This window comes from Acinetobacter sp. IK31, from assembly GCF_035615195.1.
Lineage (GTDB): Bacteria > Pseudomonadota > Gammaproteobacteria > Pseudomonadales > Moraxellaceae > Acinetobacter > Acinetobacter calcoaceticus_C.
The window spans coordinates 78,060-100,914 of sequence record NZ_JANBOB010000005.1 but is presented as its reverse complement, the minus strand read 5'-3'; the positions used below and the strand labels follow the sequence as shown (position 1 = coordinate 100,914).

The window sequence follows — 22,855 nt, the reverse complement described above, 5'->3', positions numbered from 1 at the left end:
ACATCAGTCCTGAAATGTTCAACCGTATTTTTACGAGAGCGTTTCATTATGTCTAGCTTAATTCAACCAGAAATTTTTTTCTCAGCCCTCTCTCCTGCTGAACAACGTATTCAACAAGCATTAGAAGATATTCGTCAAGGCAAACCTGTCTTGGTTATGGATGACTTCGACCGTGAAAATGAAGCAGATTTAATTGTTGCAGCCGAAACACTAACTGTTGAAACAATGGCACGTATGATCCGTGATGGCTCAGGTATTGTATGCTTATGCCTTACAGAAGAGTTAGCAGATCATTTAGAACTTCCACCAATGGTTTCTCAAAACTCAAGCCAGTTTCATACGGCTTTCACAGTGACTATTGAAGCAGCCCAAGGTGTTACGACTGGTGTTTCTGCTAAAGACCGTGTTACTACCATTCAAACTGCAATTAAAGATGGTGCTGTTGCAAGTGATCTTAACCGCCCGGGCCATGTTTTTCCTTTACGTGCACGTAGTGGTGGAGTACTCACTCGCCGAGGTCACACTGAGGGAACAATTGATCTAGCAAGACTAGCAGGACTTAAACCTGCTGGCGTGTTATGTGAATTAACCAATCCAGACGGCACCATGGCATCAGGTATTCAAGTTTTGGCATATGCTCAAACTCATCACTTAACCGTGATTACCATTGAAGAACTTGTTCAATACCGCCAACAACACGGTATTTAAATAAAAAAAGGTTTGGCTTTACATCAAAGCCAAACCTTCACATTAAAATTTACTAATGTTTAAGATACTTTCTTTTGTGTTGCCTGATCTTCGATATATTCCAAAAGTTCAGAGAATTGCATAATCATTGCTTTAGGCTGTGCTTGTTCAAGTTCCTCTGGTGTTCCATAACCATAAGTCACTGCTACTGCCTCAATACCATTGTGGCGAGCACCTAAAATGTCATATTGACGGTCACCGACCATTAAACATTCTTCTGAGTTTAGTTGCTCATGTTCAAGAATATAATGAATAAGTTCAGCTTTATTGGTTCGTTCACCTGTTAACTCACTACCATAAATATGTACAAAATATTGGCTTAAGTCAAAATGGTCTAAGATACGTTTTGCATAAATAGTCGGTTTAGCGGTTGCAACAAATAAACGATACCCTTCTTCTTTCAATGCATTAAGTGTTTGGGCAACCGATGGATATACTTCATTTTCAAATAAGCCCGTAACTGAAAAACGCTCACGATAAGCAAGTAAAGCTTGCTCAGCCAAAGCATCATCTTGAGTGGCTAATAGTTTTGCTAATGAGGCTTTTAAAGGGGGGCCAATTGTCCAGTCAATATTTAAATCGGCAGCCAATGGAAAGCCCAACTTATCCATTGCATAGCGAATTGAAGTATGGATACCAACTTTTGGGTCTGTTAGGGTTCCATCTAAATCAATCAAAATATGTTTTATAGCCATTCAATCATTAACCCAGTAAAGTATTTAATTCAATTGGTCGAGAGTTTAATCAAACTCTCTTATACTAACGTAAATTTAAATTGAAAAGGAAATAACCGTGCGTCCAACCGTACTTTGTTTCTCGGGTTTAGACCCTTCAGGTGGTGCAGGTTTACAAGCTGATATTGAAGCGATTGGACAAAGTGGTGCTCATGCAGCAATTGCATGTACAGCCCTCACCATTCAAAACTCACAACAAGTATTTGGCTTCGAAGCAACCTCAAAAGAACTATTATTAGCTCAAGCAAATGCCGTTGTAGATGATTTACCAATCAAATGCGTTAAGTCAGGCATGCTTGGCACTACAGATAACATTGCTGCTCTAGCTGAATTTCTTTGTGCCCATCCAGATTATCAATATGTACTCGATCCTGTTTTGGTGGCAAACAGTGGGGGTTCTTTAGGTGATCAAGCAACTCTTGTCAAAGCTTTCGTTGAGCTTATTCCTCTAGCCACTATCATTACTCCAAATACAGTCGAATTACGTGCTCTAACGGGTGTTGAGGACTTAGAACAAGCCACCAAAAAACTTTTCGAAATGGGTGCTAAAGCTGTATTAGTCAAAGGTGGACATGAAGATACACCAGATCATATTAAAAATAGTTTATATATTAATGGTGAACTTGCGGCGAGTAGTAACTGCCCCCGCTTAGAGGGTGAGTATCATGGATCAGGGTGTTCTTTGGCCAGTTTTATTGCAGGTCGCTTAGCATTAGGCGATTCTTTAAAAATCGCGGTACAGCATGCCGAAACGTGGTTATTTGGTGTTTTAAAGACTGCCGAGACTCCTGTAGCAAATGGGCAAAAAATACCAAAAAGATTTTAAAAATAAAAAAAGGCGCTACATGCGCCTTTTTCATTTCCCTCAATTATTGAGGAATACGTAAAACCTGTCCTGGGAAGATTTCATCTGGATCTTTAAGCATGGGTTTGTTTGCTTCAAAGATTTTTGGATACTGATTTGCATCACCGTAAAATTCTTTAGCAATTTTTGAAAGGTTATCACCAGATTTTATTGTGTAGAATTTACTTTCTGGTTCAGGAGTTGCAACGGTCATTTGATCATCTACTTGTGCTACATGATCAATATTCCCAACAATAAGAATAATTTTTTCTTTATCTGCTTGGCTTTTTACCTGTCCTTTAATGATTGCAGTATCAGTAGCACCGTTATAGGTTACAGATAAGCCTTCCACCCCTAAACCTAAGCTCTTAATTAAACCTAATAATTTATTTGCGATTTCTTGTGCAGATGGTTCTGCTGGTGTTGCTGGAGCTGGTTGTGGTTCTGCTGGCGCGGTATTTTTCTTACCAATACCTTTTACAAAATCAAAAAGACCCATCTTTTAGTCCTCATATTATTGTTTATAGTAAAGTCATTAAACTGACCCTTATTGTTATACGTGAAAAAAGATATACCTCTGCTATCAATTGAGGCTGATCTTGTAAAAATATGTATCTCTTCCTTTTATTTTACTCAAATAAAAAAAGCCACCTTACGGTGGCCTTCTTTTTATTCAGCAATATGCGAATTAACCAAGTTTTTTAGTTACATAGTCAATTGCAGATTGAACTGTAGTGATTTCGTTTGAATCTTCATCAGGGATAGTGATGTCGAAGTCGTTTTCGAAAGACATTACAAGTTCAACTAAATCTAAAGAGTCAGCACCTAAGTCATCCATAAAAGATGCTTCGTTTTTAATCTCTTCAGCTTTAAGACCAAGTTGTTCTGCAACTGCTTGCTTAACGCGTAGTTCGATATCGCTCACAGGAATTCTCCTCATTGCTCGTGGCGTTTGATTTGCCACTAGTTTAATTGAATATAAAAATTTTTAAAAGTTATACATCAGCCCTAGGCCATGTATAAACCACCATTTACATGTAATACCGTACCGGTAATGTAACCTGCTTTATCACTTGCAAGGAAACTCACCGCATTTGCGATATCTTGTGGCGCACCTAAGCGATTTAAAGCCACTTGATCACTCATTTTTTTGCGAATTTCTTCACTAAGTGCATCTGTCATTTCTGTTGCAATGAAACCTGGTGCCACACTGTTCACAGTGATTTGGCGGCTACCCATCTCTTTTGCAAGACTGCGGCTAAACGCTTCAATACCTGCTTTAGCAGCAGAGTAGTTCGCTTGACCTGGGTTTGCAAAGTGCGCAACAACAGAACTAATATTAATAATGCGGCCAAAGCGCGCTTTTGTCATACCTTTAAGCACACGTTTAGATAAACGATATACAGCTTTTAGGTGAATGTTAAGAATGTCATCCCAATCATCTTCTGACATACGTAGCAATAAATTGTCTTTCGTGATACCCGCATTATTAACCAAAATAAGCACAGGGCCATAGTTCTGTTCAATATGAGAAACGACTGCTTCAATCTCATCGAGATTACGCACATCGAGAGCTAAACCTGCACCTTGCTCACCAAAGCTTTCACTTAACTTTTGTGCACCAGATTCAGATGTCGCAGTACCTACAACAAAATAACCGTCTTGAATAAGTTGCTGGGCAATTGCAGCGCCAATGCCCCGACTCGCGCCCGTTACTAATGCAACTTTGCGTTCTTGTGTCATGCAATTTTTCCTTCTGCCACTAAAACAGCATTTAGGGCATCTTCCATTTTACTCTTGCTATCGATAGCAAAAGCTTTTTCTATATTTGGTAAACGCTTCGCGAGATTACTCAATACTGTTCCAGGTCCACACTCAACAATGTAGTGAATACCTTGGTCTTGTAAAAACTGCATCGTGTCTGTCCATTGTACAGATTGGTACAATTGAGCAGTTAACGCCTGACGTAATTGAGCAACATCGGTAGCTATTCCCGCGTTGACATTTTGTATTACAGGAATGGTAGGCAGCTCAATGGCAGTTTGTTCCAAAGCTTCTGCAAATTTTTCAGCCGCAGGTTTCATCAATGAACAATGCGAAGGAACTGACACAGGTAAAGCAATTGCCTTAGCAGACTGCTCTTTTGCCAAAGTCATCACTTGTTGTACAGATGCTGTACTTCCAGCAATCACGACTTGGCCTTGTGAATTATAGTTTGCAGCTTCTACTGAACCTTGACCTTCCGCATTTACGATTTGGCAAAGTTCAACCACTTTTTCATCGGCCAAACCAAGGATTGCAGCCATAGCCCCTTCCCCTTGAGGAACAGCACTTTGCATGAGTTTGCCACGCAAATTCACTAGTTTCACTGCATCTGCCAAGCTCATAGATCCTGCAGCAACCAAAGCACTGTATTCTCCTAGAGAATGTCCTGCAAGGTACTTAGGTGCCAGACCACCTAAATCAAGCCATACACGCCATAGAGCGATACTGGCAGTTAATAACACAGGTTGGGTATTTTCTGTTTGGTTGAGGCCTTCACCACTTTGCGCGATATGCCACAGATCGAATCCAAGCGCATCTGAAGCTTCAGCAAAGGTTTGCCCAACCCCACTAAACTGTTCTGCTAGTTCAGCAAGCATACCAACTTTTTGTGAACCTTGACCCGGAAACACAAACGCAGTTTTTGTGGCTAAAGCTACTTGTTCAAGACGTTTAGCAGACATAAGAAATCCTTTTTTGGGTTTTCACTCATTTCTGGAGCGGAAATTTAACATGTTATTTATATTTTTATAATTGCGAAAAACAACAAAAAAAGGGAGCTTTCGCTCCCATTTTTTCTATACTTAAGCATCACGCTTAATGCATATCATACAATTATTCAGCATCAGCTGCTTTAGCGAATAATTGACGACCACGGTAGAAACCGTCTTTAGTAACGTGGTGACGACGATGAGTCTCACCAGTTGCTTGGTCTACTGTTAATGCATTCTCGGTTAAAGCGTCATGTGAACGGCGCATGTCACGGCGAGAGCGACTTTTACGGTTTTGCTGAACGGCCATGATGGCTCCTTACAAAGATCGAAAAAATGGATCAGAACAAATTCAGTTGTCTTATCTCAAAATTATATCACAAATTATGAGTTAAGTTTACCCTTCAAACCTGCCAAAACATCAAACGGATTATCCCGTTTTTCTTCAACAACGTTTTGAATGGTAGGTTGATGTTTATTTTCACAAGCATCATGCTTGGGAGATAAAGGCACCAACAATAACAGTTCATCTTCTAGTAATGCGAGCAAGTTAATCGAGGCTGGCGTATCATAATCACCTTTCGTCGTAAACTCACTTTCACCTAAAACGATGAAATCAGCATCCTCATCCAAGCGCTCTATCAGTGACTCATCATCCATTAATGCAATATGAAAGTCTAAGACAAGAGGCATTTCAACGGGTTCCAAACAACGTTGGCACTCCATTGGAACTATCGTGTCCATATGACCATCCATCCACACAATGCGATGATATGCATCCATTGATAGCTTACAGTCTATGTTAATCAATTGATTATCAATTGATCCAACAGCTTCACGAGCGATACGAGCAAAGCGAGACAAGGGCAGTTGACCTGACCATGTAAAGCCTTGTTCAGCCCATTTAAACGGCTCAATCTGTGCCGGAAAGGTATTTGCTGACATAATTAAGGCGGCAATTCTACAAATTCATCGGTACTCTGTCAAAGATTAAGATACAATTTTGCACTTCTTTAGACAGAACTCGGGGTAAATTAAGCAATGCACCTGTTGCAGCCGCAACTTGAAGTTAACACTTCATCACTCGTTTGCACCCATTCAACTTATCAGAACACTCTTGTACATGACATAGTGCAACTCTCACCATGGTCAAGCTCAAAATTAGAGTCTGAGCAAGTCGATTGGCTTATTTTACACTTTAATCACTGGTTTTCCCACCATAATGTGACATTAGTTCGTGGAGATTTTGAACCAGAATATTTCCCGGCAACAAATCATAGTCCGGCTAAAATCCAATTCGCTCATGGTTTTTTGAACAGCGCCTTACATGAAATCAGTCACTGGTCGATTGCTGGTGAAAAACGCCGCCTCCTACCTGATCTAGGATATTGGTACGCCCCCGACGGTCGTACACAAGAACAGCAAAGTCTATTTGAACAAGTAGAAGTTAAGCCACAGGCAATTGAATGGTTATTTGCACAGTCTTTTGGTAGAAAGTTTAGAGTCTCGCTTGATAACCTGACAGGTGATAGCGGAGATGGCAAAATATTTAAAGATAATGTTTATGCTCAAGTACAACGTTACTTTTCAGGTGAAGCCAAGTTGCCACGTGATGCAGCAGCATTTATTGGTTTTATTTGCCAATGTACCCGTTCAGGTACACCGTTACAATTAAATGAATTTAAACGTGAACTCCTTGATTAATTGACAAAAAAACTACGCTAATGACTTGCCTAGATTATTTAAAAAGTCTAATACTATTTGTAACACTGGCGTGATGGAGTCTCTAAAATATGATGCATTTACATGTACATCCTGAAAATCCACAGCAACGCCTCATTAACCAAGCGGTTGAACGCATTCGTGCCGGAGATGTTGTGGTTTACCCTACCGATGCTGCCTACGCAATTGGCTGTCAAATCGGTAATAAAAATGCTATGGAACGTATTGCGCAGATTCGCGGTTTAGGGCCAAAGCATCAATATGCAATTATGTGCTGTGATTTATCTGACATTGCAACTTATGCAAAAGTTGATAATGCAACTTATCGTTTATTGAAAGCGAACACCCCAGCCATTACGACTTTTATTTTACCTGCAACCAGTGAAGTTCCACGTAGGTTAATGCATCCTAAAAAGAAAACTATCGGCTTACGTATCCCAAGTAACCCAATTTGTCAGGCTTTATTAAAAGAACTTGGTGAACCCTTACTCACTAGTACATTAATTTTACCAGGACAAGAAGATCCTTTAGACGATCCTTACGATATTGAAAATCAGTTAGATAAGCGAATTGATGTATTTATTGACGGTGGTTTCGGTACTTTAACAAGCACAAGTATTATCGACCTATCGGGTGAACATCCTGAAATTATCCGCCGTGGTATTGGCGATGTAAGTGCTTTTGAATAAGCACTTACAATTTTTACCAACAGTTTTAAAAAAAGTATTATCACTCCAAAAAATACTCTTTATTTATTTTGGATTTTTTTTACACTTTAGTCGTTAAGTAATTTATTAAAAGGCACAATTCATTTAGAATGATTTCCACTATCTGCTGTTCTTCTATTTACAGCTCTCTTTGACTTGAATAACAAGTCTCATGCTTTTGAAAATTCGCGTGGCTTATAATCGTAATGAATCAATCACTTCATCAATCCATGGAAGACGCTCCACACATCCGTGTTTTAGATGAGTGGCATGACAAGATTCCTGAAGATCTCTATATACCTCCTGCTGCATTTGAGATTTTGCTCGAACAGTTTGAAGGTCCACTAGATTTTTTAATTTATCTGATTCAAAAAAACGGTTTTGATTTAGTTCAAGTCGATATTGCGCCTATAGCAACTCAATATTTAACTTATATGGATAGTATGAAGTCCTTAAATATTGAGCTAACAGCCGATTATATGGTGATGGCAGCTTTATTAGCTGATTTAAAGTCTCGCCTACTTTTACCAAAGCCAACAATTATAAGTATTGAAAAAGATCCCAAACAGGAACTTATTGATCGACTTGAAACCTATCTACGCATTAAGCAAGCGGCTGAACGCTTAGGTCAAATGCCAATTCTTGAGCGAGATACATTCAGTGCAAATGTGAGCTTAGGTCATATCGCTCCTGTTTATGAAGGTTATGATATTTCAGCATTACATGATGCACTGTTCTGTGTATTTAACCGCCCAGAACCCGTTACTCATGTTGTGGCTCAAGAACCTGTATTACTCGAAGAACGCATTGCATATATTGAAGAGAAATTAGAGTCTGGTGACGTGTTAAGTTTTAAAGAATTACTCAATCCTCTGCAAGGTCGCATGGGAATGGTTGTTACATTTATGGCTGTTTTAGAGTTAACCCGACAACAGCGAGTTAAAATCATCGCTTCTGGTATTGAAGCTCCTTTAGCAATTCAAGGATCTTCAATATGAGTTTTGAACAAAATAATACTGATTTGTCATTAGCTGACATTCACCACGAAGTTTTATTACAACTTGAAGCAATTATTTTTGCCAGTGAAGCACCCGTTTCAATTGCCCGTTTAAAAGAAGCATTTAATAATGAGTATAATAAACAACAGCTTCGTCAACTTTTACAACAGCTCGCGCTATTACAACATGGCCGATCTATTGAATTGATTGAAACAGCGCAAGGGTTTCGCTTTCAGGTAAGATCTAAATATCGTAGTATTATTGCGCAAATTTGGCCAGAGCGACCAACAAAACTGTCGCCTTCATTACTAGAAACACTGGCCGTCATTGCTTATCATCAACCAGTTACCCGCGCTGATATTGAACAAATTCGTGGTGTGTCTAATAATAGTCAGATTCTTAGAACACTATTTGACTGGAACTGGATTAAAGAAGCCGGTTTTAGAGATTTACCCGGAAGACCCGCGTTGTTAATTACAACGCCTCAGTTTCTGAATGCTTTTGGTCTAGCTTCGCTAGGCCAATTGCCTCCCCTACAGAACGCCAAGGAAGCCTTTATGGCTCTCGATGCAAATGCACCGAAATCATAAAGAGGTGGACTGTTGATCATTATGTCTAAGGTTGTGCTGTCATGAGTGAAAAATTGCAAAAAGTATTAGCGCGAATCGGATTAGGTTCCCGCCGATATATGGAAGAGGTTATTGCCGCAGGACGCGTGAGTGTAAACGGCCGTGTTGCCCAAGTGGGTGAGCGCATTGAACCAGGCGATGAATTACGCATTGATGGCCGTAAAGTTCAGTTTCAAATTGAAGACGAAATTCGTCGCCGTGTATTGATTTACTATAAACCAGAAGGTGAAATCTGTTCACGTAATGACCCTGAAAAACGCCCAACCGTATTTGATCATTTACCGCAAATTGCGAATGACCGCTGGGTAATGGTAGGTCGTCTAGATATTAACAGTACTGGTTTATTACTGTTTACAAATGATGGTGAGCTTGCTAACCGCTTAATGCACCCATCAAATGAAATTGAACGTGAATATGCTGTTCGAGTTATGGGTGAAGTAACACCTAAAATACGCCAAAAAATGGTAACTGGCGTAGAGCTTGAAGATGGTCCAGCTAAATTTGAGTCTTTCTCGGAAATTGGTGGTGAAGGTATTAACCGCTGGTACCAAGTAGTGGTGAAAGAAGGTCGTAACCGTGAGGTTCGTCGTATTTTTGAATCACAAGAACTTAAAGTAAGCCGCTTATTGCGTACTCGCTACGGTACAGTCATTTTGCCACGCGAACTACGTACTGGTCGCTGGATGGAACTTGATAAAACTGATATCGATAATCTAGCAAAATCTGTTGAGTTAAAACCACGTCAAGGCACAGGTTTATTTGGTATGGCAAAACGCCGTACTGATCGTATGACCGAGAAGCCAATGGCTGCTCGTCGTGGCGGTTTTTTACGTCAACAACGTCGTGATGATGAAAAAGAAGCACCTGTGAACACTGGCAGTCAACGTAAAACGACTGGTTTTAACCGTGGTTCGAAGAAATTCTAAAAGTATTTAATAATACGTAAAAAACCGCTCTTACGAAGAGCGGTTTTTTTATTGTTGTTTTTAGCTTTAATCCATCTTTGCCAACTCAATCCATTCAGCTTCCGGAAAGTGAGTTGCTAGATAATTTTTCAAATAATTTGAAGTATCTTGAGAAATTAATGAATCTTTTGATTCATCTTTTAAGTTATAAACCAAAGCTTTCAATTTCAGACCACGAGACTTGAGTGCTTCAAGACTCAGTAAAGTATGGTTAATACTTCCTAAACGACCAGATGTCACTAAAATAACGGAGAACTGATGCTGAGCAACATAGTCAATGGTGAGTAAACTGGTAGTTAATGGCACCATTAATCCACCTGCGCCTTCGAGTAAAACAATATCAAAACGCTCAGCTAATGTTTGAGTTGCATTTTCAATTTTTTGAAAGTCAATTTCTCTGTTATCTAGGCGTGTTGCCAGATGAGGCGAAGCAGGATAACTAAAAATTTCCGGCATGGTGAGCTTATCATGATCTTCCTGAAACCATCCCTGCCCCATAATTTCACGATGCTTTTCAATATCTTCAGAAATATCAACATTACCCGTCTGAATGAGTTTTTGGGTAATCACTTTTTTACCCTGCTCAGTCCATAATTTTGCTAAAAAACCTGTAGCGTAGGTTTTACCAATGTCGGTATCAATCCCACTCACAAAATAGATCTGACCACTCATTTACTTCATTCTCCGGGCAATACAATAGATCGGATGATATGTTAAGGAATATCCCTCGGCATGCTTAAACCGATCATAATCTTGATAAAACTGTTGTAAGGTCTGCTTGTTCCAACGATGCCGTGCAGTTGCAGTTACACCTGTTGCTTTTAAATGCTGCAATACAGCTTTAGGTGAATCGAAATAGAGCTGGGCTTCTGACTCACACAAATGCAGAACCTCAAAACCCGCCTGAGTTAAGGCATTATTCCAATTTTCAATAGACCAATAACTTAAACCTTGACCTGTTAATTCTTTAATCTCGATTAAGTTTCTTGGCCCAAAAGTTGAAAAACATAACCAGCCTTTTCCATTTAAAGCAGCATGACAATGTTGAAGTACACGAGGTAAATCCTGCATCCATTGTAAAGCTGAACCTGAAACGATCATGTCGAGATGCTGTGGAAACGTTAAAGTTTCAATATCACCAATCAACCATTTTAAACTTTCTTGGGGGATAAAGTGCTGCTGCACATCTGCATACAAGTCATTTAAAATCAATTCTTCAATTTGAAAAGATGTATTAATAAGACGAGTTAAATTGCCAGAACCACAACCAATTTCAAAAACGCGCGACAAAATATTAGGGCAAAATTGCTCTAATAAGCCTGTTAAATTTTGGCAAATTTGTTTTTGAACAATTGCATGTTCTGAATAGCTTTGCCCTGCTTTAGCAAAACGTTGGGCAACTAAGTCTTTGTTTAAACTCACAGGAAACTCACCAGTGCTTCAAGTTCATGCTGCTGTACCATTGATGTTAAAGAAATACGCAAACGAGAACTATTTTGAGGGACTGTTGGTGGGCGTACTGGCATGGCATAGAAACCATTTTCTTGGACCTGTTTCGCCTTTTCAATTGCAGCCTGACTTTGTCCCACAATAATTGGAATAATATGGCTGGTTGATGGACTCACATAGCCTTTTTGTACAACAGCATGCTGAAGATATTGACTAATATTTTGTAGATGCTCACGTTGCGATTGAGCTTGTAAGACTTTTTGGAATGCAAAGTTTGCCCAAGCCATCACAATCGGCGGTTGAGCGGTACTGAAAATAAGTGGGCGCATTTTATTAATGAGATAATCTTTAATAATTGGGTGACAAATAATGTAACCACCGACTGCTGCTAATGCTTTACCTAATGTCCCCACTAAAAAATCAATATCTTGAATGACATTGTATTGTTCAGCACATCCCAACCCTTGCTGACCGCGCACACCAATTGAATGCGCTTCATCAACATACAGCATGGTTTTAGCAAAACGTTTTTTGAGCTGGACTAAAGCGGCTAGATCCGTTTCATCACCATCCATACTAAAAATACTTTCAGTCACCACAATAATGCGTTCAACCTTGTCATCGTCGTGATATTTTTGCAAAAGTTGCTCTAAATGCTGTAAATCATTATGGCGATAACGTACATACTGCGCCCCCGATAAACGTATACCATCGATCATGCTGGCATGAACCAGCTTATCAGCCAAAATTAATGTTTTACTGTCAGCAACAGCAGGCAAAATACCAATATTCATGTGATAGCCACTATTAAATAATAGTGCCGCACGACCACCAAATGCTTTGCTTAGGCTATTTTCTAATTGTTCATATTCTTCAAAATTACCCGTTAATAGACGTGATGATGAAGAACTAAAATAGCTACGCTCAACTGGAAAACTGTCTAAAAACTCTTCACGAAGTTTTACATCCGCAGCTAGGCCAAGATAATCATTGGATGCCAAGTTCAGCATCGTTTTATTTTGAATTGTAATAAAACGACCTTGCTGCACATTTTGGGTAAATTGTCTGAAGTTACCTTGCTGTTTTAGTTCATCCAATTGAGTAGCAAAATGATCAAGCAATATCATTTTAATGCACTCCTTGCATCGTTTTAACAACTTCAACTAACTGTTCAAGCAAATTGCTTAGTTCTTGATGAGTGATTACATAAGGTGGCATGACATACACCAGCTTGCCAAAAGGACGAATCCAGATTCCACGGTCAACAAACTCTTTCTGCAATGTTTTCATATCAACATTAAAAGTGAGTTCAACTACACCTATTGCACCAAGTACTCTCACATCAGCAACATAATCTAGCTGATTAAGCGGTGTTAAATACTGAATAAGCTGTTGCTCAATTCGCTCAATATTGGCTTGCCAATCTTGCTCAATTAATAATTGCGTACTTTTTAAGGCAACAGCACAAGCAAGCGGATTCGCCATAAAGGTTGGACCATGCATAAATACGCCAGCCTCACCCCGACTAATGGTCTCGGCAACATGCTTTGTGGTTAAGGTAGCAGACAATGTCATATAACCGCCTGTTAGCCCTTTACCTATACACATAATGTCCGGTTCAACTTGCGCATGTTCCCACGCAAAAAGCTTACCAGTGCGGCCAAAGCCTGTCGCAATTTCGTCAAAAATTAATAACAAATTATATTGTTCACAAAGTGCTTTAGCCTGACGTAAATATTCAGGATGATAAAAACGCATGCCGCCTGCACCCTGTACAATCGGCTCAATAATTAAAGCAGCAAGATGCTCATGATTTTGCTGAATGGCTTGTTCTAATTCTGCAATATCTTGTGGATTCCACTCTTCATGAAATTTGGTTTGTGGCGCTGCAACAAAAAGACGATTGGGTAAGCTTGTACCAAAAATCTGATGCATGCCTGTAACTGGATCACACACCGACATCGCATTCCATGTATCCCCATGGTAACCGGAACGTGTGGTAATAAAATTTGTTTTGCGTGGTTGACCTTGTGCATTCCAAAATTGCACTGCCATTTTCAAGGCAACTTCTACTGCAACCGAACCTGAATCTGCATAAAAAATTTTATCGAGACTTGGCGGGGTAATTTTTAAAAGAATTTTTCCAAGTTCAATGGCTGGATCATGAGTTAGTCCACCAAACATAATATGGGACATGTTTTGTAATTGATCGGTTACTGCCTGATTGAGTTCAGGGTGGTTATAACCGTGAATCGCACACCACCAAGATGACATACCATCAATTAAAGTCCTTCCATCATCTAACTCAATAGTCGCGCCATACGCACGTTTAACTTTAAATGTTGGTAAAGGTTGGGTCATTGAAGTATAAGGATGCCAAATATGTTCCAAATCAAAATTATCGGTCATCCTATTTACCCTTTTACAGCGTTCAAATCTTTCATTGAACACATGTTAAACCTGTTAAGAATGAAAGAAAATTGCGATATCAATCAAAGCTGATTAACTTTGCTGATGAATTGTTAAAAATTGGCAGATTTCTTCTATTGTTCGTTCTACTTGTAGATATGGAAAAGCATGAGTAGCTTCATTTAATACTTTGTATTTCATCTTTTCTGTCGCGATATGTGCAAAATTTTCCTCAATTTTGCAAGGAATGACACCATCTTGCTCTGCAAATAAATGAAGCTGCGGACCAGAGTAATTTTTTAAGTTATCTACCAAGTTTAAATGCTCTAACATTTCTAATCCTTGTAATAACAACTCATATGGGGGCGGGTTTGCTATATTTTGCATGTTCAGCCAATCTTTTTTAGCTTGTACTGACCCTTGAGTAATTAAATAATAAAAACGTTTTAAGGTCGCTTCAGGATTTTGTAAAAAAGACTTTTTAAACAGATCAAATACATCCGCAGGCATTGCAGTTTGCCACGTGTTATTGGCAACAAAACATGGATTAGAAGCGAGTGTAATTAAAGTTTTTGTTAGGCCAGTGCTCTTATAAAAAGAATCAACTAAGTGAGTCGCTAGCTGACCTCCTAAAGACCATCCAATTACAGTATCTACATCATTCAATAAATTAAGCTGTTTCTGGAAGCTACTATTTAAAACATCAAATATATTAATAAGTTGTACATCACAACCCTTCTGTTGCAAATGCAATTTTAGTGATTGCAGAGGTTCAATTCCTACACCCCAGCCTGTAATCAATAAAATTTTATTTTGTAACTTCATATGCTTGCCCAGAGCTAGTTTTATAAAGATTATATATTAATATCAATTTAAAATATCCTTTAAAATCAATATAAAAAACAAATTATCAAGATTAAAATCAAGTATTTATACCTAATTAATATTCTGAAATACATTGATAAGTAATAACTGCATTATTAATAGGAAACATACAAAAATTTAATTATCTAAACATTGAAGCTCATCAAAAAACAACATACTCCACACTTCACCTATAAATCCATTATGCAATGTAATTAATGTTAAGACTTATGTTTTTTTATTAAAAAAAATGACTCATCAATTCATTTTAATGATAGAACTTTAAATATTAATTAAAAGTTAATAGGTAGACTAAAATGAAAGGTCAAAATATATTATCTAAGGAGAAAGGAAAAGACACATATTTTGTTACACCAGATGATATTATTAAAACTATTCCTACAGAAAAAAAATTCTGCTTATTTTTAGATATTGATGGGACTCTAGCCTCTTTTCAAATTAATCCTGAGCAGAGTTTTATTCCTACCTCTACCTTAGAAATTATAAAAGAAATAACTCAATTAAATATACCTGTTATTGCTGTTACCGGTCGTGATATCGAAACAGCTCGTAAGCTACTACAGCCTGTTGAAATTCCGGTAGCCGGTTTACATGGGCTTGATATCTATTTCGGCTCAGATACCTATTTACGTCCAGATTTAAGTGATATTAATTTTAAAAAGTTAAAAGAAGACATTAAACAAGCTTGCCAAATATATCCAGATTTTCTCATTGAGGATAAAGGACATTCTATTGCTTTACACTATCGAAAAAACCCAGATTTAGAAGAGCAAGCTATTTATATTATGAAAAAAATTAAATATTTCTATCCTCAATTAAAAATAAATAAAGGAAAATGTGTAGTTGAATTAATACCTAAACAAGCTGACAAAGGTAAAGCAATTCAAACTATATTAAAACATCTTAATTTACCATTAGTATATCCAATTTTTATTGGTGATGATTTAACTGATGAATCTGGCTTTAATTTTATTAATCAACAGAATGGCCTTACCATTAAAGTAGGTTCAGGTAAAACAGAAGCTAAATATAGATTAGAAGATATTAATACCGTTGCTTTTTTTCTTTTTTTATTTCAAGACAGAATAAAAAAATTATATGTCAAAAATAGTCAAAATCAGTATGGAGAACAAATATGTCTAAATTAATTGTATTATCAAATAGAATAAGTATGCCTTCAGGTAAAGCATCAGCAGGTGGTCTTGCTGTAGCAGTGCAAGATGCCTTGAACGATAGTAATGGTATTTGGTTGGGCTGGAATGGGCAGCAAATTACCGATAGTGAAGCGCCAGAATTTGAACAGGCCTATTCTCAGGGAATCGATTACATTACCTGCCCTCTTACTCACCAGCAATACGCGCAATATTATTGTGGTTTTGCAAATAAGGTTTTGTGGCCAGCAATGCATGCTCGTGAAGACCTTATTGAGTATGATGCTCAAGAATATAATACCTATCAAAAGGTCAATCGATTATTCGCTGAAAAGTTAAAACAGCTTGCTCAGCCTGAAGATCTTATTTGGGTACACGATTATCACTTCTTTAGTGTAGCGCGTTACTGCCGTGAGTTAGGCATGCAAAATAAGATCGGTTTTTTTCTCCATATTCCTTTTGCAAGCCTCAATATTTGGCGCAAAATTCCAGTAGCTTTAGAACTCATTCAAGACTTGAGCCAATATGATGTGATCGGTTTACAAACCCAGACTGATCAAAATGCATGTATGCAAACATGTGTTAATTTACTTGAAGCTCAGAAAATTCAACGTGACAGTATTAGCTATAAGAAACGTCGGATATTAATTAAATCTTATCCAATTGGTGTTCAACCGGAGCTTATTCAAAAGCAAGCTCAGCAAGATTTGTCTGCTCCTTCTGTGTTTAATTTCGAGGAAATACCTCGTCAAAAAACAATTATTGGAGTGGATCGAATTGATTATTCAAAAGGTCTACTTGAACGTTTCAATGCATTTGCAACTTTTCTAGAGACCAATCCTGAATATCATGGCCTTGTTCGACATATTCAAATTGCAACACCATCTCGTACAGATATTCCCGCTTATCAGCGCTTATACCAACGTTTTAAAGCGAAGCTGGAACTGATTAATGAAGAGTTTGCACATGAGGACTGGAGACCAGTAGATTGCTGTTATGACACGGTTCAACACCATAGTCTCATGCATATTTATCGCCATTCTGATATTTGCTGGATTAGTTCACTACGCGATGGTATGAACTTGGTAGCAAAAGAATATATCGCAGCTCAAGATCCAGAGAACCCTGGAGTTCTGATTTTATCTAAATATGCGGGTGCTGCTGAGCAGATGACTCAGGCCCTAATTGTTGACCCGCAAGATAGAGTTGCAATGATCGATACTTTAAAAATAGCTTTAGAAATGCCGAAAGCTGAACGTATTAATCGTTACCAACAATTAATAGAAGGTTTGTCTGTTGCTGATCTTACTCATTGGCGTAATAACTTCCTGAATGATCTAGAACATTCCTCGAGTTCAATCATGAAACCACAACGGGCATTACAAGACAAATATCAATCTATCTATCAGGTTTTATAAAATTGGATAAAGAACATCGAGAAACCAGATTTCTCGATGTTCACTTATAGGGATATGACAATTTATAAGTTAACTCGTTTTTATTATTGTAAAACGGTTAAGTAAGGCAATGATAGACAACAAAATTGCTACACCTGATAAAACAGCACCTAAACTGGTCCATTCACCTATTAAACCAATTAAAGCCGGTCCAGTTAATGAACCTGTATAGGCAATGGTTGATACTAAGGAAAGTGCTGCTGCCTTAGGCATAACGTTTTGTCGACCTACTCGAGAAAACATGACTGGCACAATATTAGAACAGCCTAATCCTAAAAGCGCATAACCCAGTATTACTACCTGCCAAACAGGTGCAGTAACAATCACAGCCATACCTATTGCTGCAACAATCGCACTATAGGTCACGATGGATTTTTCGCCCAATTGTTTAAGCAAGATATGACCTGTAAAACGACCAGTCGTCATGCTAAGTGCAAAAAAGGTATATGCCAATCCAGCAAAAGCAGGGTTAAGCTGATATTTGCTCGTCAAATAAATACCGCCCCAATCCATTGCCGCGCCTTCTGATAAAAAGGCTATAAAACACATCATGCCAATGAGAACAATAATCCCGTTAGGTCGGTAGTTTTTTTTCGGTGCAACAGTAGTGTCCACGTGCGGTTTTTCATCTTGTTCAAAAGACGTTAAACAAGAAGGGATTGCAACTGCACCAATCACAAGCAAAATCATTACAACAGACAACGTACTCATTAAAGGAGAAAGACCTACTGCCAATAAAGCAGTTACGAGCATTGCCCCTGTTAAGCCACCTAGACTACACATTCCATGGAAACTAGACATCAATGCACGCAAGCTATGTTTTTCAACAACTACGGCTTGTAGATTTATAGCTACCCCAAGACATCCTGCTGCCGAACCAAAAATAAATAGCGCCACAGCCATCGTTACAATGCTGTTCCACATCGTCAGGCTAGGCAACAACATCATTAACAGCATTAATGCCACAGCAATTAATGGACGACATCCCCAACGTTTTACAAGAGCGCCTGTAGCAGGCATAGCAATCATTGACCCAATACCCATGCACAAGAGAAGTAAACCAAAATCTGCATGATTCAGGTTTAAACGCTGCTGTGCAAAAGGAATCAATGGCGCCCAAGCTGCCGTCGCAAAACCCAAGCTAAAAAAGCTGAGTCGTGTTGCTAGACGTTGTGTGCTTAAGAGAGTAGCTGTATCTAAAACAGCAGGTTTGGTAAATAACATATTTTGCGAGCTCACCATAAAATCATTGGCGATCCATACCAACCGATTTTCCATAGAAAAACCCTTGCCTCATGAAGTTTCTAGGCAAGGGTTTTGTTGGCGAAATTATATCCAATTTCATAAAAAAAACAGGGGGTGTGATACAATTTTTCTGACTTTTTTGTAACTGCTAAAGCCTTATGTAGTAAGGCTTTGAATATGTTCATTTTGACAAAAATAGTTTTTATAAATTTGAATTGAATATAAAAAATATCGCATAAAAAACCCAGCTAGTGCTGGGTCTTCTATAATTAAATTTGAGATTGAATATAGTTTTGTAAGCCAATGAGCTCAATTAAACGTAATTGCTTTTCTAGCCAGTACGTATGATCTTCTTCAGTATCAGATAATTGTTGACGTAACATATCACGGCTAATGTAATCACCCTTCTCTTCACAGAGTTTGATGCCTGTCGCTAATTTTTCACGAACGTGATATTCAAGTGCCAAGTCTGCTTTTAAACAAGAAACAACGTCTGTACCGACATTAATGTCTTCACGATGCATGTTTGGTTTGGCGCCTAAAAACAATACGCGGCGAATAATCGCATCAGCATGAGAAGCTTCTTCTTGCATCTCATGGTCGATACGCTCATAAATTTTGTTCAAACCCCAATCTTCATACATACGAGAATGGATTAAATATTGATCACGGGCAGCCAACTCTCCGCCAATGAGCATATTTAAATAGTCTATGACTTCTGGATTGCCACGCATAATAAATCTCCTATCGTATGAGGCTATTATGGGCAATCTTAAAAATGATTGCAAAGTGAAAAATAGTTAAGTTTATGATTTTTATCAAATTAAAATGAGAAACATACGCATTTGCAGTTTAAGTTATTTGAATTTCCCCTTCAAAAAGAAACGCTTGACTGATTTATAATTTCCGTCAAGCGTTTAAATACGTCTAAAACCATCAGTTTATTAATTTGTAACTAAAATCAATGGTTCTTATTTCGCTACTGTCATTCGCTTAAAGTCTGCCCATAGCTCGCCATAAGTGATAAGAAATCTGTTTCATTCATGACCGAAACACCAAGCTTTGCAGCTTTTTCTAATTTTGATCCCGCTTTCTCACCCGCGACAACACACTTGGTTTTACTCGACACACTGCCGCTCACGCGTGCACCTAACGCTTGTAGCATTTGGGTCGCCTGATCACGTGTCATTTGCTCTAGTGTGCCTGTTAAAACCCAACTCTCGCCATTTAATGGCTGGCGTGTTGGTGCGGTCGGTGCATCCCAATGAATTCCTGCTGCAATTAAGCGATCAAGCACTTCAAGGTTATGAGGCGCCAAGAAAAAGTCAGCAATCCACTCTGCGGTAATATCGCCTACATCCGGTGTTTTCTTTAAAGCTTCAACATCGGCAGCTTTTAGGGCTTCTAAAGTTTGGAAAGTATTTGCCAACATTCTGGCAGTAGTTTCACCTACCCCACGAATTCCTAAAGCATAAATAAAACGAGCAAGAGTTGTCTTTTTACTGGCTTCGATGGCATCCATCAGATTTTGTACCGACTTCTCGCCCATCTTCTCGATCCCAAGCAAAGTTTCTCGGTGCTCATGTAAATGGTAGATGTCAGCAACATCTTTGAGTAAATCAAGGTGTAATAAAGACTCCACCCAACGATCGCCTAAACCTTCAATATCTAAAGCCTTACGTGATACAAAATGGCGAATTGCTTCAATTCGCTGAGCAGCACAATAAAGACCACCAGAACAACGTGCCAAAGCTTCCCCTTCAGGCATTACAACTGGCGATGCACAAACAGGACAGTTTTCAGGTAAATGCACAATTTCTGCTTCTGCCGGGCGGAATTCTGGCCAGACCTTTTCAACTTTAGGAATAACATCGCCGGTACGGTAAACACTCACCGTATCGCCAACACGTACATCAAGACGATGAATTTCACCAATGTTGTGTAAGGTCACATTAGAAACAGTCACACCACCAACAAAAACTGGGTTTAGACGTGCTACAGGGGTTAAAGTTCCCGTACGTCCTACTTGCCAGTCAATTTGCTCGACAGTAGTTAAGGCTGCTTGTGCAGGGAATTTATAGGCAGTTGCCCAACGTGGTTCACGACTTAAGAAACCAAGTTGTTGTTGTTGTTTTAAATCATCAACCTTTACAACCATCCCATCAATTTCAACTTGTAAATCGGGACGCTCTTGCTGAATTTGCTCATAGCGCTGCTGTACTTCTTGAATTGAATTACACAAATATTGACGTTCAGCAATTTCAAATCCAAGTTGTGTTAGCCATTGCAGGCTATCATGCATAGTGGTTAAGCCATGATTCGGTTCACACTGAGCAATACCATACGCATAAAATGCTAAGGGTCTGCCAGCAGCAATATTTGGATCGAGCTGTCTTAAACTACCAGCTGCTGCATTACGTGGGTTCGCAAACGTTTTATCGCCTTTTGCTTCCTGATCGGCATTGAGTTTTTCAAAGCCAGACTTTGGCATGAGCACTTCACCGCGCACTTCAAGCAGGCGTGGAATTTTAAAATGATCTGAATGTAATACTTTAGGTAAATTACGAATGGTTTTGACATTTTGGGTAATGTCTTCTCCAGTTTCACCATCACCGCGTGTAATCCCGCGTGTTAGCATGCCATTTTCGTACCAAAGTGAAATCGCAAGGCCATCAAGTTTTAATTCTACTTCGTATTGTACTTTTTGATTAGGTAGGCGCTCTTCGACACGGCGTGCAAATGCAAATAAATCTTCCTGATTAAAAACATTTCCCAAAGAAAGCATAGGCACTACATGGGTCACACTTTGAAATTTAGAGAGTGCCTGACCACCTACTTTTGTTGTGGGTGAATCTGATTGAACAAGGTCAGGATATTGCTCTTCTAAAGCTTTTAGCTGGTGAAATAAATGATCATATTCACTGTCCGAGATTGTCGGCTGATCCATGACGTAATAGGCATGGTTATGCTTTGCAATCAGTTGAATAAGCTGACGCATCTGTTCGATCACGGAAGTTGTTGCCATTATGTTATTCACCATAAAAAAGGGTGGAAATTTCTCCACCCTGAGCTGCGACTAGATTGGTTGCAATTATCGCAACGAACGTAAAAAATTAAAACTAGGCAGTCGCATGTGCCGGACGATAATCAATCACATGATGACGCCAGTGCTCTTTTAACTGTGGTGTAAATTCAAGATTATTTTCATCATAAACTTTGCCGTCAATTTCGCGAGCAATTAAACCGGCAATACTCGCCATCATGTCAAAACCAGTAACCGCTTTACTGTTTGGAAGCGCAAGGAAGAATGCCAACCCTTGAACTTGTTCACTAGATAAGGTTTCAAGATCAAACCCAGCTGGTCCATTGTCTGTCATGCGCAGTACTGAAAACATAAGTACGCTCGGCTCATCAGTATTTTCATAGCGATGGAAACATGACATTTCGCCATAACGTAAACCATATTTTAACAATACTTTAAGTGCTTTATCGCCAGACAATGCGCGACGAGGGTTCGGATAGACATTTAACGCAATAATCTGTTCCGCCACCGCTAATGCACTTTCATCATCATAACGTTGCTGTTCATGTAAATGAACATCCAGAATATTACTCTCGCCTTCAAATTCAGCAATTTCGGCAGTTTCAATATTTGGATTCAAACTCAACTCAGCCTTTTCACTCTCAGGCTCCAAGTTTTCTGCTGACAAAGTTCCAACTTCTGATTTAACCGAAACTGTATCAGCTAATTCAACTGAACTATCAGCGTTAATGGTAGAGCTTATTACAGCTTTTTCAGATTTGATTTCGTCTTCAGAAGCCTTTTCAACCAATGCTTGAGTTTGCTCTAATGGAGTTGTTGTAGCTGGTTCTACAGCTGATATTTCTGTTTGTTTTGTTTCACTGACTTGTGGTTGTACTGACTCATTTAAAGTCGGCTCTACCCGTTCTGCAACAGTAGTCGATGCAACTTCTGCTTCAGTCTGCTCAAGCTGATCTCGCACATGACGAGGTATAACTGGTTGATTACTATCAGGATTAATATGTAAATCACTGTCTAATGAGGGTTCAGCGTGGTTTGGCTTTTTTAAAATCATTTTTAAGCCAATTAGCATAATAACAATGGCAACAACGATGCCAATAATCGTATTGATTTCCAT

25 protein-coding genes are annotated in these 22,855 nt (G+C 38.8%); 9 read left to right on the top strand and 16 right to left on the bottom strand.

What is annotated here, in order from left to right; genetic code table 11:
• The first annotated feature begins 48 nt into the window (after positions 1-48).
• A complete protein-coding gene (ribB, locus tag MSG66_RS04140; RefSeq protein WP_133975081.1) occupies positions 49-708 on the top strand; it encodes a 3,4-dihydroxy-2-butanone-4-phosphate synthase in 660 nt (219 codons plus the stop codon).
• Between the two features lie 59 nt (positions 709-767).
• On the opposite strand, the gene MSG66_RS04135 is transcribed toward ribB, so the two are convergent.
• Positions 768-1,442, bottom strand: coding sequence for an HAD-IA family hydrolase (locus MSG66_RS04135; RefSeq protein WP_133975084.1), 675 nt, complete (start codon positions 1,440-1,442; stop codon positions 768-770).
• A 97-nt stretch (positions 1,443-1,539) separates the two neighbouring features.
• Between MSG66_RS04135 and MSG66_RS04130 the strand changes: the two genes are divergently transcribed.
• A complete protein-coding gene (locus tag MSG66_RS04130; RefSeq protein WP_324652489.1) occupies positions 1,540-2,307 on the top strand; it encodes a hydroxymethylpyrimidine/phosphomethylpyrimidine kinase in 768 nt (255 codons plus the stop codon).
• 43 nt (positions 2,308-2,350) lie between these two features.
• Here the strand turns inward: MSG66_RS04130 and lysM are convergent, their stop codons facing one another.
• From lysM to MSG66_RS04100, 6 genes are all read right to left on the bottom strand, one after another.
• A complete protein-coding gene (lysM, locus tag MSG66_RS04125; RefSeq protein ID WP_042896905.1) occupies positions 2,351-2,824 on the bottom strand; it encodes a peptidoglycan-binding protein LysM in 474 nt (157 codons plus the stop codon).
• A 189-nt stretch (positions 2,825-3,013) separates the two neighbouring features.
• A complete protein-coding gene (acpP, locus tag MSG66_RS04120; RefSeq protein WP_004641570.1) occupies positions 3,014-3,250 on the bottom strand; it encodes an acyl carrier protein in 237 nt (78 codons plus the stop codon).
• An 83-nt stretch (positions 3,251-3,333) separates the two neighbouring features.
• Complete coding sequence (gene fabG, locus MSG66_RS04115) at positions 3,334-4,068, bottom strand: 3-oxoacyl-ACP reductase FabG (protein WP_042896904.1); 735 nt, start codon at positions 4,066-4,068, stop codon at positions 3,334-3,336.
• Positions 4,065-5,051: an ACP S-malonyltransferase gene (gene fabD, locus MSG66_RS04110; RefSeq protein WP_262474348.1), complete on the bottom strand. Its 987-nt coding sequence runs from the start codon at positions 5,049-5,051 to the stop codon at positions 4,065-4,067. The genes fabG and fabD overlap by 4 nt, the downstream gene beginning before the upstream one ends.
• Before the next feature lie 151 nt (positions 5,052-5,202).
• Positions 5,203-5,388, bottom strand: a complete 186-nt coding sequence (gene rpmF, locus MSG66_RS04105) for a 50S ribosomal protein L32 (RefSeq protein WP_000290730.1) — start codon at positions 5,386-5,388, stop codon at positions 5,203-5,205.
• Positions 5,389-5,462: 74 nt separating this feature from the next.
• Positions 5,463-6,023 carry a YceD family protein gene (locus MSG66_RS04100; RefSeq protein WP_042896901.1) on the bottom strand — a complete coding sequence of 187 codons (561 nt, stop codon included), beginning with the start codon at positions 6,021-6,023 and terminating at the stop codon, positions 5,463-5,465.
• Positions 6,024-6,119: 96 nt separating this feature from the next.
• Between MSG66_RS04100 and MSG66_RS04095 the strand changes: the two genes are divergently transcribed.
• From MSG66_RS04095 to rluB, 5 genes are all read left to right on the top strand, one after another.
• Positions 6,120-6,782 (top strand): elongation factor P hydroxylase, encoded by a 663-nt coding sequence (locus MSG66_RS04095; RefSeq protein ID WP_324652484.1) that lies wholly within the window; start codon positions 6,120-6,122, stop codon positions 6,780-6,782.
• A gap of 89 nt (positions 6,783-6,871) precedes the next feature.
• Positions 6,872-7,489: an L-threonylcarbamoyladenylate synthase gene (locus tag MSG66_RS04090; protein ID WP_133975089.1), complete on the top strand. Its 618-nt coding sequence runs from the start codon at positions 6,872-6,874 to the stop codon at positions 7,487-7,489.
• A gap of 224 nt (positions 7,490-7,713) precedes the next feature.
• Entirely contained in the window at positions 7,714-8,505 is a 792-nt protein-coding gene (locus MSG66_RS04085; protein ID WP_324652482.1) for a segregation and condensation protein A, read from the top strand.
• Positions 8,502-9,095, top strand: a complete 594-nt coding sequence (gene scpB, locus MSG66_RS04080) for an SMC-Scp complex subunit ScpB (protein WP_324652480.1) — start codon at positions 8,502-8,504, stop codon at positions 9,093-9,095. Before MSG66_RS04085 ends, scpB begins: the two co-directional genes overlap by 4 nt.
• A 41-nt stretch (positions 9,096-9,136) precedes the next feature.
• A complete protein-coding gene (gene rluB, locus MSG66_RS04075) occupies positions 9,137-10,060 on the top strand; it encodes a 23S rRNA pseudouridine(2605) synthase RluB (RefSeq protein ID WP_042896896.1) in 924 nt (307 codons plus the stop codon).
• 66 nt (positions 10,061-10,126) lie between these two features.
• Here rluB and bioD read toward each other — a convergent pair whose 3' ends face one another.
• From bioD to MSG66_RS04050, 5 genes are all read right to left on the bottom strand, one after another.
• Positions 10,127-10,771, bottom strand: a complete 645-nt coding sequence (bioD, locus tag MSG66_RS04070) for a dethiobiotin synthase (protein ID WP_324652478.1) — start codon at positions 10,769-10,771, stop codon at positions 10,127-10,129.
• Positions 10,772-11,521 carry a malonyl-ACP O-methyltransferase BioC gene (gene bioC / locus MSG66_RS04065; protein WP_324652476.1) on the bottom strand — a complete coding sequence of 250 codons (750 nt, stop codon included), beginning with the start codon at positions 11,519-11,521 and terminating at the stop codon, positions 10,772-10,774.
• Positions 11,518-12,675: an 8-amino-7-oxononanoate synthase gene (locus MSG66_RS04060; protein WP_324652474.1), complete on the bottom strand. Its 1,158-nt coding sequence runs from the start codon at positions 12,673-12,675 to the stop codon at positions 11,518-11,520. Before MSG66_RS04060 ends, bioC begins: the two co-directional genes overlap by 4 nt.
• Before the next feature lies 1 nt (position 12,676).
• Positions 12,677-13,957: an adenosylmethionine--8-amino-7-oxononanoate transaminase gene (gene bioA, locus MSG66_RS04055; protein WP_324652472.1), complete on the bottom strand. Its 1,281-nt coding sequence runs from the start codon at positions 13,955-13,957 to the stop codon at positions 12,677-12,679.
• 93 nt (positions 13,958-14,050) lie between these two features.
• Positions 14,051-14,782 carry a hydrolase gene (locus tag MSG66_RS04050; RefSeq protein ID WP_324652470.1) on the bottom strand — a complete coding sequence of 244 codons (732 nt, stop codon included), beginning with the start codon at positions 14,780-14,782 and terminating at the stop codon, positions 14,051-14,053.
• Between the two features lie 356 nt (positions 14,783-15,138).
• Here MSG66_RS04050 and otsB point away from each other — a divergent pair, with 356 nt between their 5' ends.
• Positions 15,139-15,990 carry a trehalose-phosphatase gene (otsB, locus tag MSG66_RS04045; protein WP_324652468.1) on the top strand — a complete coding sequence of 284 codons (852 nt, stop codon included), beginning with the start codon at positions 15,139-15,141 and terminating at the stop codon, positions 15,988-15,990.
• Positions 15,978-17,411 carry an alpha,alpha-trehalose-phosphate synthase (UDP-forming) gene (locus MSG66_RS04040; protein ID WP_324652466.1) on the top strand — a complete coding sequence of 478 codons (1,434 nt, stop codon included), beginning with the start codon at positions 15,978-15,980 and terminating at the stop codon, positions 17,409-17,411. The genes otsB and MSG66_RS04040 overlap by 13 nt, the downstream gene beginning before the upstream one ends.
• A 69-nt stretch (positions 17,412-17,480) precedes the next feature.
• Here the strand turns inward: MSG66_RS04040 and MSG66_RS04035 are convergent, their stop codons facing one another.
• From MSG66_RS04035 to MSG66_RS04020, 4 genes are all read right to left on the bottom strand, one after another.
• Positions 17,481-18,674 carry an MFS transporter gene (locus tag MSG66_RS04035; RefSeq protein WP_324652518.1) on the bottom strand — a complete coding sequence of 398 codons (1,194 nt, stop codon included), beginning with the start codon at positions 18,672-18,674 and terminating at the stop codon, positions 17,481-17,483.
• A gap of 290 nt (positions 18,675-18,964) precedes the next feature.
• On the bottom strand, positions 18,965-19,429 hold the full coding sequence (gene ftn / locus MSG66_RS04030) for a heteropolymeric bacterioferritin subunit Ftn (protein ID WP_001214863.1): 465 nt from the start codon (positions 19,427-19,429) through the stop codon (positions 18,965-18,967).
• 251 nt (positions 19,430-19,680) lie between these two features.
• Complete coding sequence (ligA, locus tag MSG66_RS04025) at positions 19,681-21,720, bottom strand: NAD-dependent DNA ligase LigA (RefSeq protein ID WP_324652464.1); 2,040 nt, start codon at positions 21,718-21,720, stop codon at positions 19,681-19,683.
• Between the two features lie 94 nt (positions 21,721-21,814).
• Positions 21,815-22,855, bottom strand: coding sequence for a cell division protein ZipA C-terminal FtsZ-binding domain-containing protein (locus MSG66_RS04020; protein WP_324652462.1), 1,041 nt, complete (start codon positions 22,853-22,855; stop codon positions 21,815-21,817).

Bases quoted from the DNA above. Each gene is read 5' to 3' on its own strand.
- ribB (WP_133975081.1), top strand. From the start codon at position 49: ATGTCTAGCTTAATTCAACCAGAAATTTTTTTCTCAGCCCTCTCTCCT.
- MSG66_RS04095 (WP_324652484.1), top strand. From the start codon at position 6,120: ATGCACCTGTTGCAGCCGCAACTTGAAGTTAACACTTCATCACTCGTT.
- fabD (WP_262474348.1), bottom strand. From the start codon at position 5,051: ATGTCTGCTAAACGTCTTGAACAAGTAGCTTTAGCCACAAAAACTGCG.
- MSG66_RS04020 (WP_324652462.1), bottom strand. From the start codon at position 22,855: ATGGAAATCAATACGATTATTGGCATCGTTGTTGCCATTGTTATTATG.
- scpB (WP_324652480.1), top strand. From the start codon at position 8,502: ATGAGTTTTGAACAAAATAATACTGATTTGTCATTAGCTGACATTCAC.
- MSG66_RS04060 (WP_324652474.1), bottom strand. From the start codon at position 12,675: ATGATATTGCTTGATCATTTTGCTACTCAATTGGATGAACTAAAACAG.
- otsB (WP_324652468.1), top strand. From the start codon at position 15,139: ATGAAAGGTCAAAATATATTATCTAAGGAGAAAGGAAAAGACACATAT.
- MSG66_RS04090 (WP_133975089.1), top strand. From the start codon at position 6,872: ATGATGCATTTACATGTACATCCTGAAAATCCACAGCAACGCCTCATT.
- bioA (WP_324652472.1), bottom strand. From the start codon at position 13,957: ATGACCGATAATTTTGATTTGGAACATATTTGGCATCCTTATACTTCA.
- ftn (WP_001214863.1), bottom strand. From the start codon at position 19,429: ATGCGTGGCAATCCAGAAGTCATAGACTATTTAAATATGCTCATTGGC.
- MSG66_RS04085 (WP_324652482.1), top strand. From the start codon at position 7,714: ATGAATCAATCACTTCATCAATCCATGGAAGACGCTCCACACATCCGT.
- MSG66_RS04040 (WP_324652466.1), top strand. From the start codon at position 15,978: ATGTCTAAATTAATTGTATTATCAAATAGAATAAGTATGCCTTCAGGT.
- ligA (WP_324652464.1), bottom strand. From the start codon at position 21,720: ATGGCAACAACTTCCGTGATCGAACAGATGCGTCAGCTTATTCAACTG.
- lysM (WP_042896905.1), bottom strand. From the start codon at position 2,824: ATGGGTCTTTTTGATTTTGTAAAAGGTATTGGTAAGAAAAATACCGCG.
- MSG66_RS04135 (WP_133975084.1), bottom strand. From the start codon at position 1,442: ATGGCTATAAAACATATTTTGATTGATTTAGATGGAACCCTAACAGAC.
- rpmF (WP_000290730.1), bottom strand. From the start codon at position 5,388: ATGGCCGTTCAGCAAAACCGTAAAAGTCGCTCTCGCCGTGACATGCGC.
- MSG66_RS04050 (WP_324652470.1), bottom strand. From the start codon at position 14,782: ATGAAGTTACAAAATAAAATTTTATTGATTACAGGCTGGGGTGTAGGA.
- fabG (WP_042896904.1), bottom strand. From the start codon at position 4,068: ATGACACAAGAACGCAAAGTTGCATTAGTAACGGGCGCGAGTCGGGGC.
- MSG66_RS04100 (WP_042896901.1), bottom strand. From the start codon at position 6,023: ATGTCAGCAAATACCTTTCCGGCACAGATTGAGCCGTTTAAATGGGCT.
- rluB (WP_042896896.1), top strand. From the start codon at position 9,137: ATGAGTGAAAAATTGCAAAAAGTATTAGCGCGAATCGGATTAGGTTCC.
- bioD (WP_324652478.1), bottom strand. From the start codon at position 10,771: ATGAGTGGTCAGATCTATTTTGTGAGTGGGATTGATACCGACATTGGT.
- MSG66_RS04035 (WP_324652518.1), bottom strand. From the start codon at position 18,674: ATGTTATTTACCAAACCTGCTGTTTTAGATACAGCTACTCTCTTAAGC.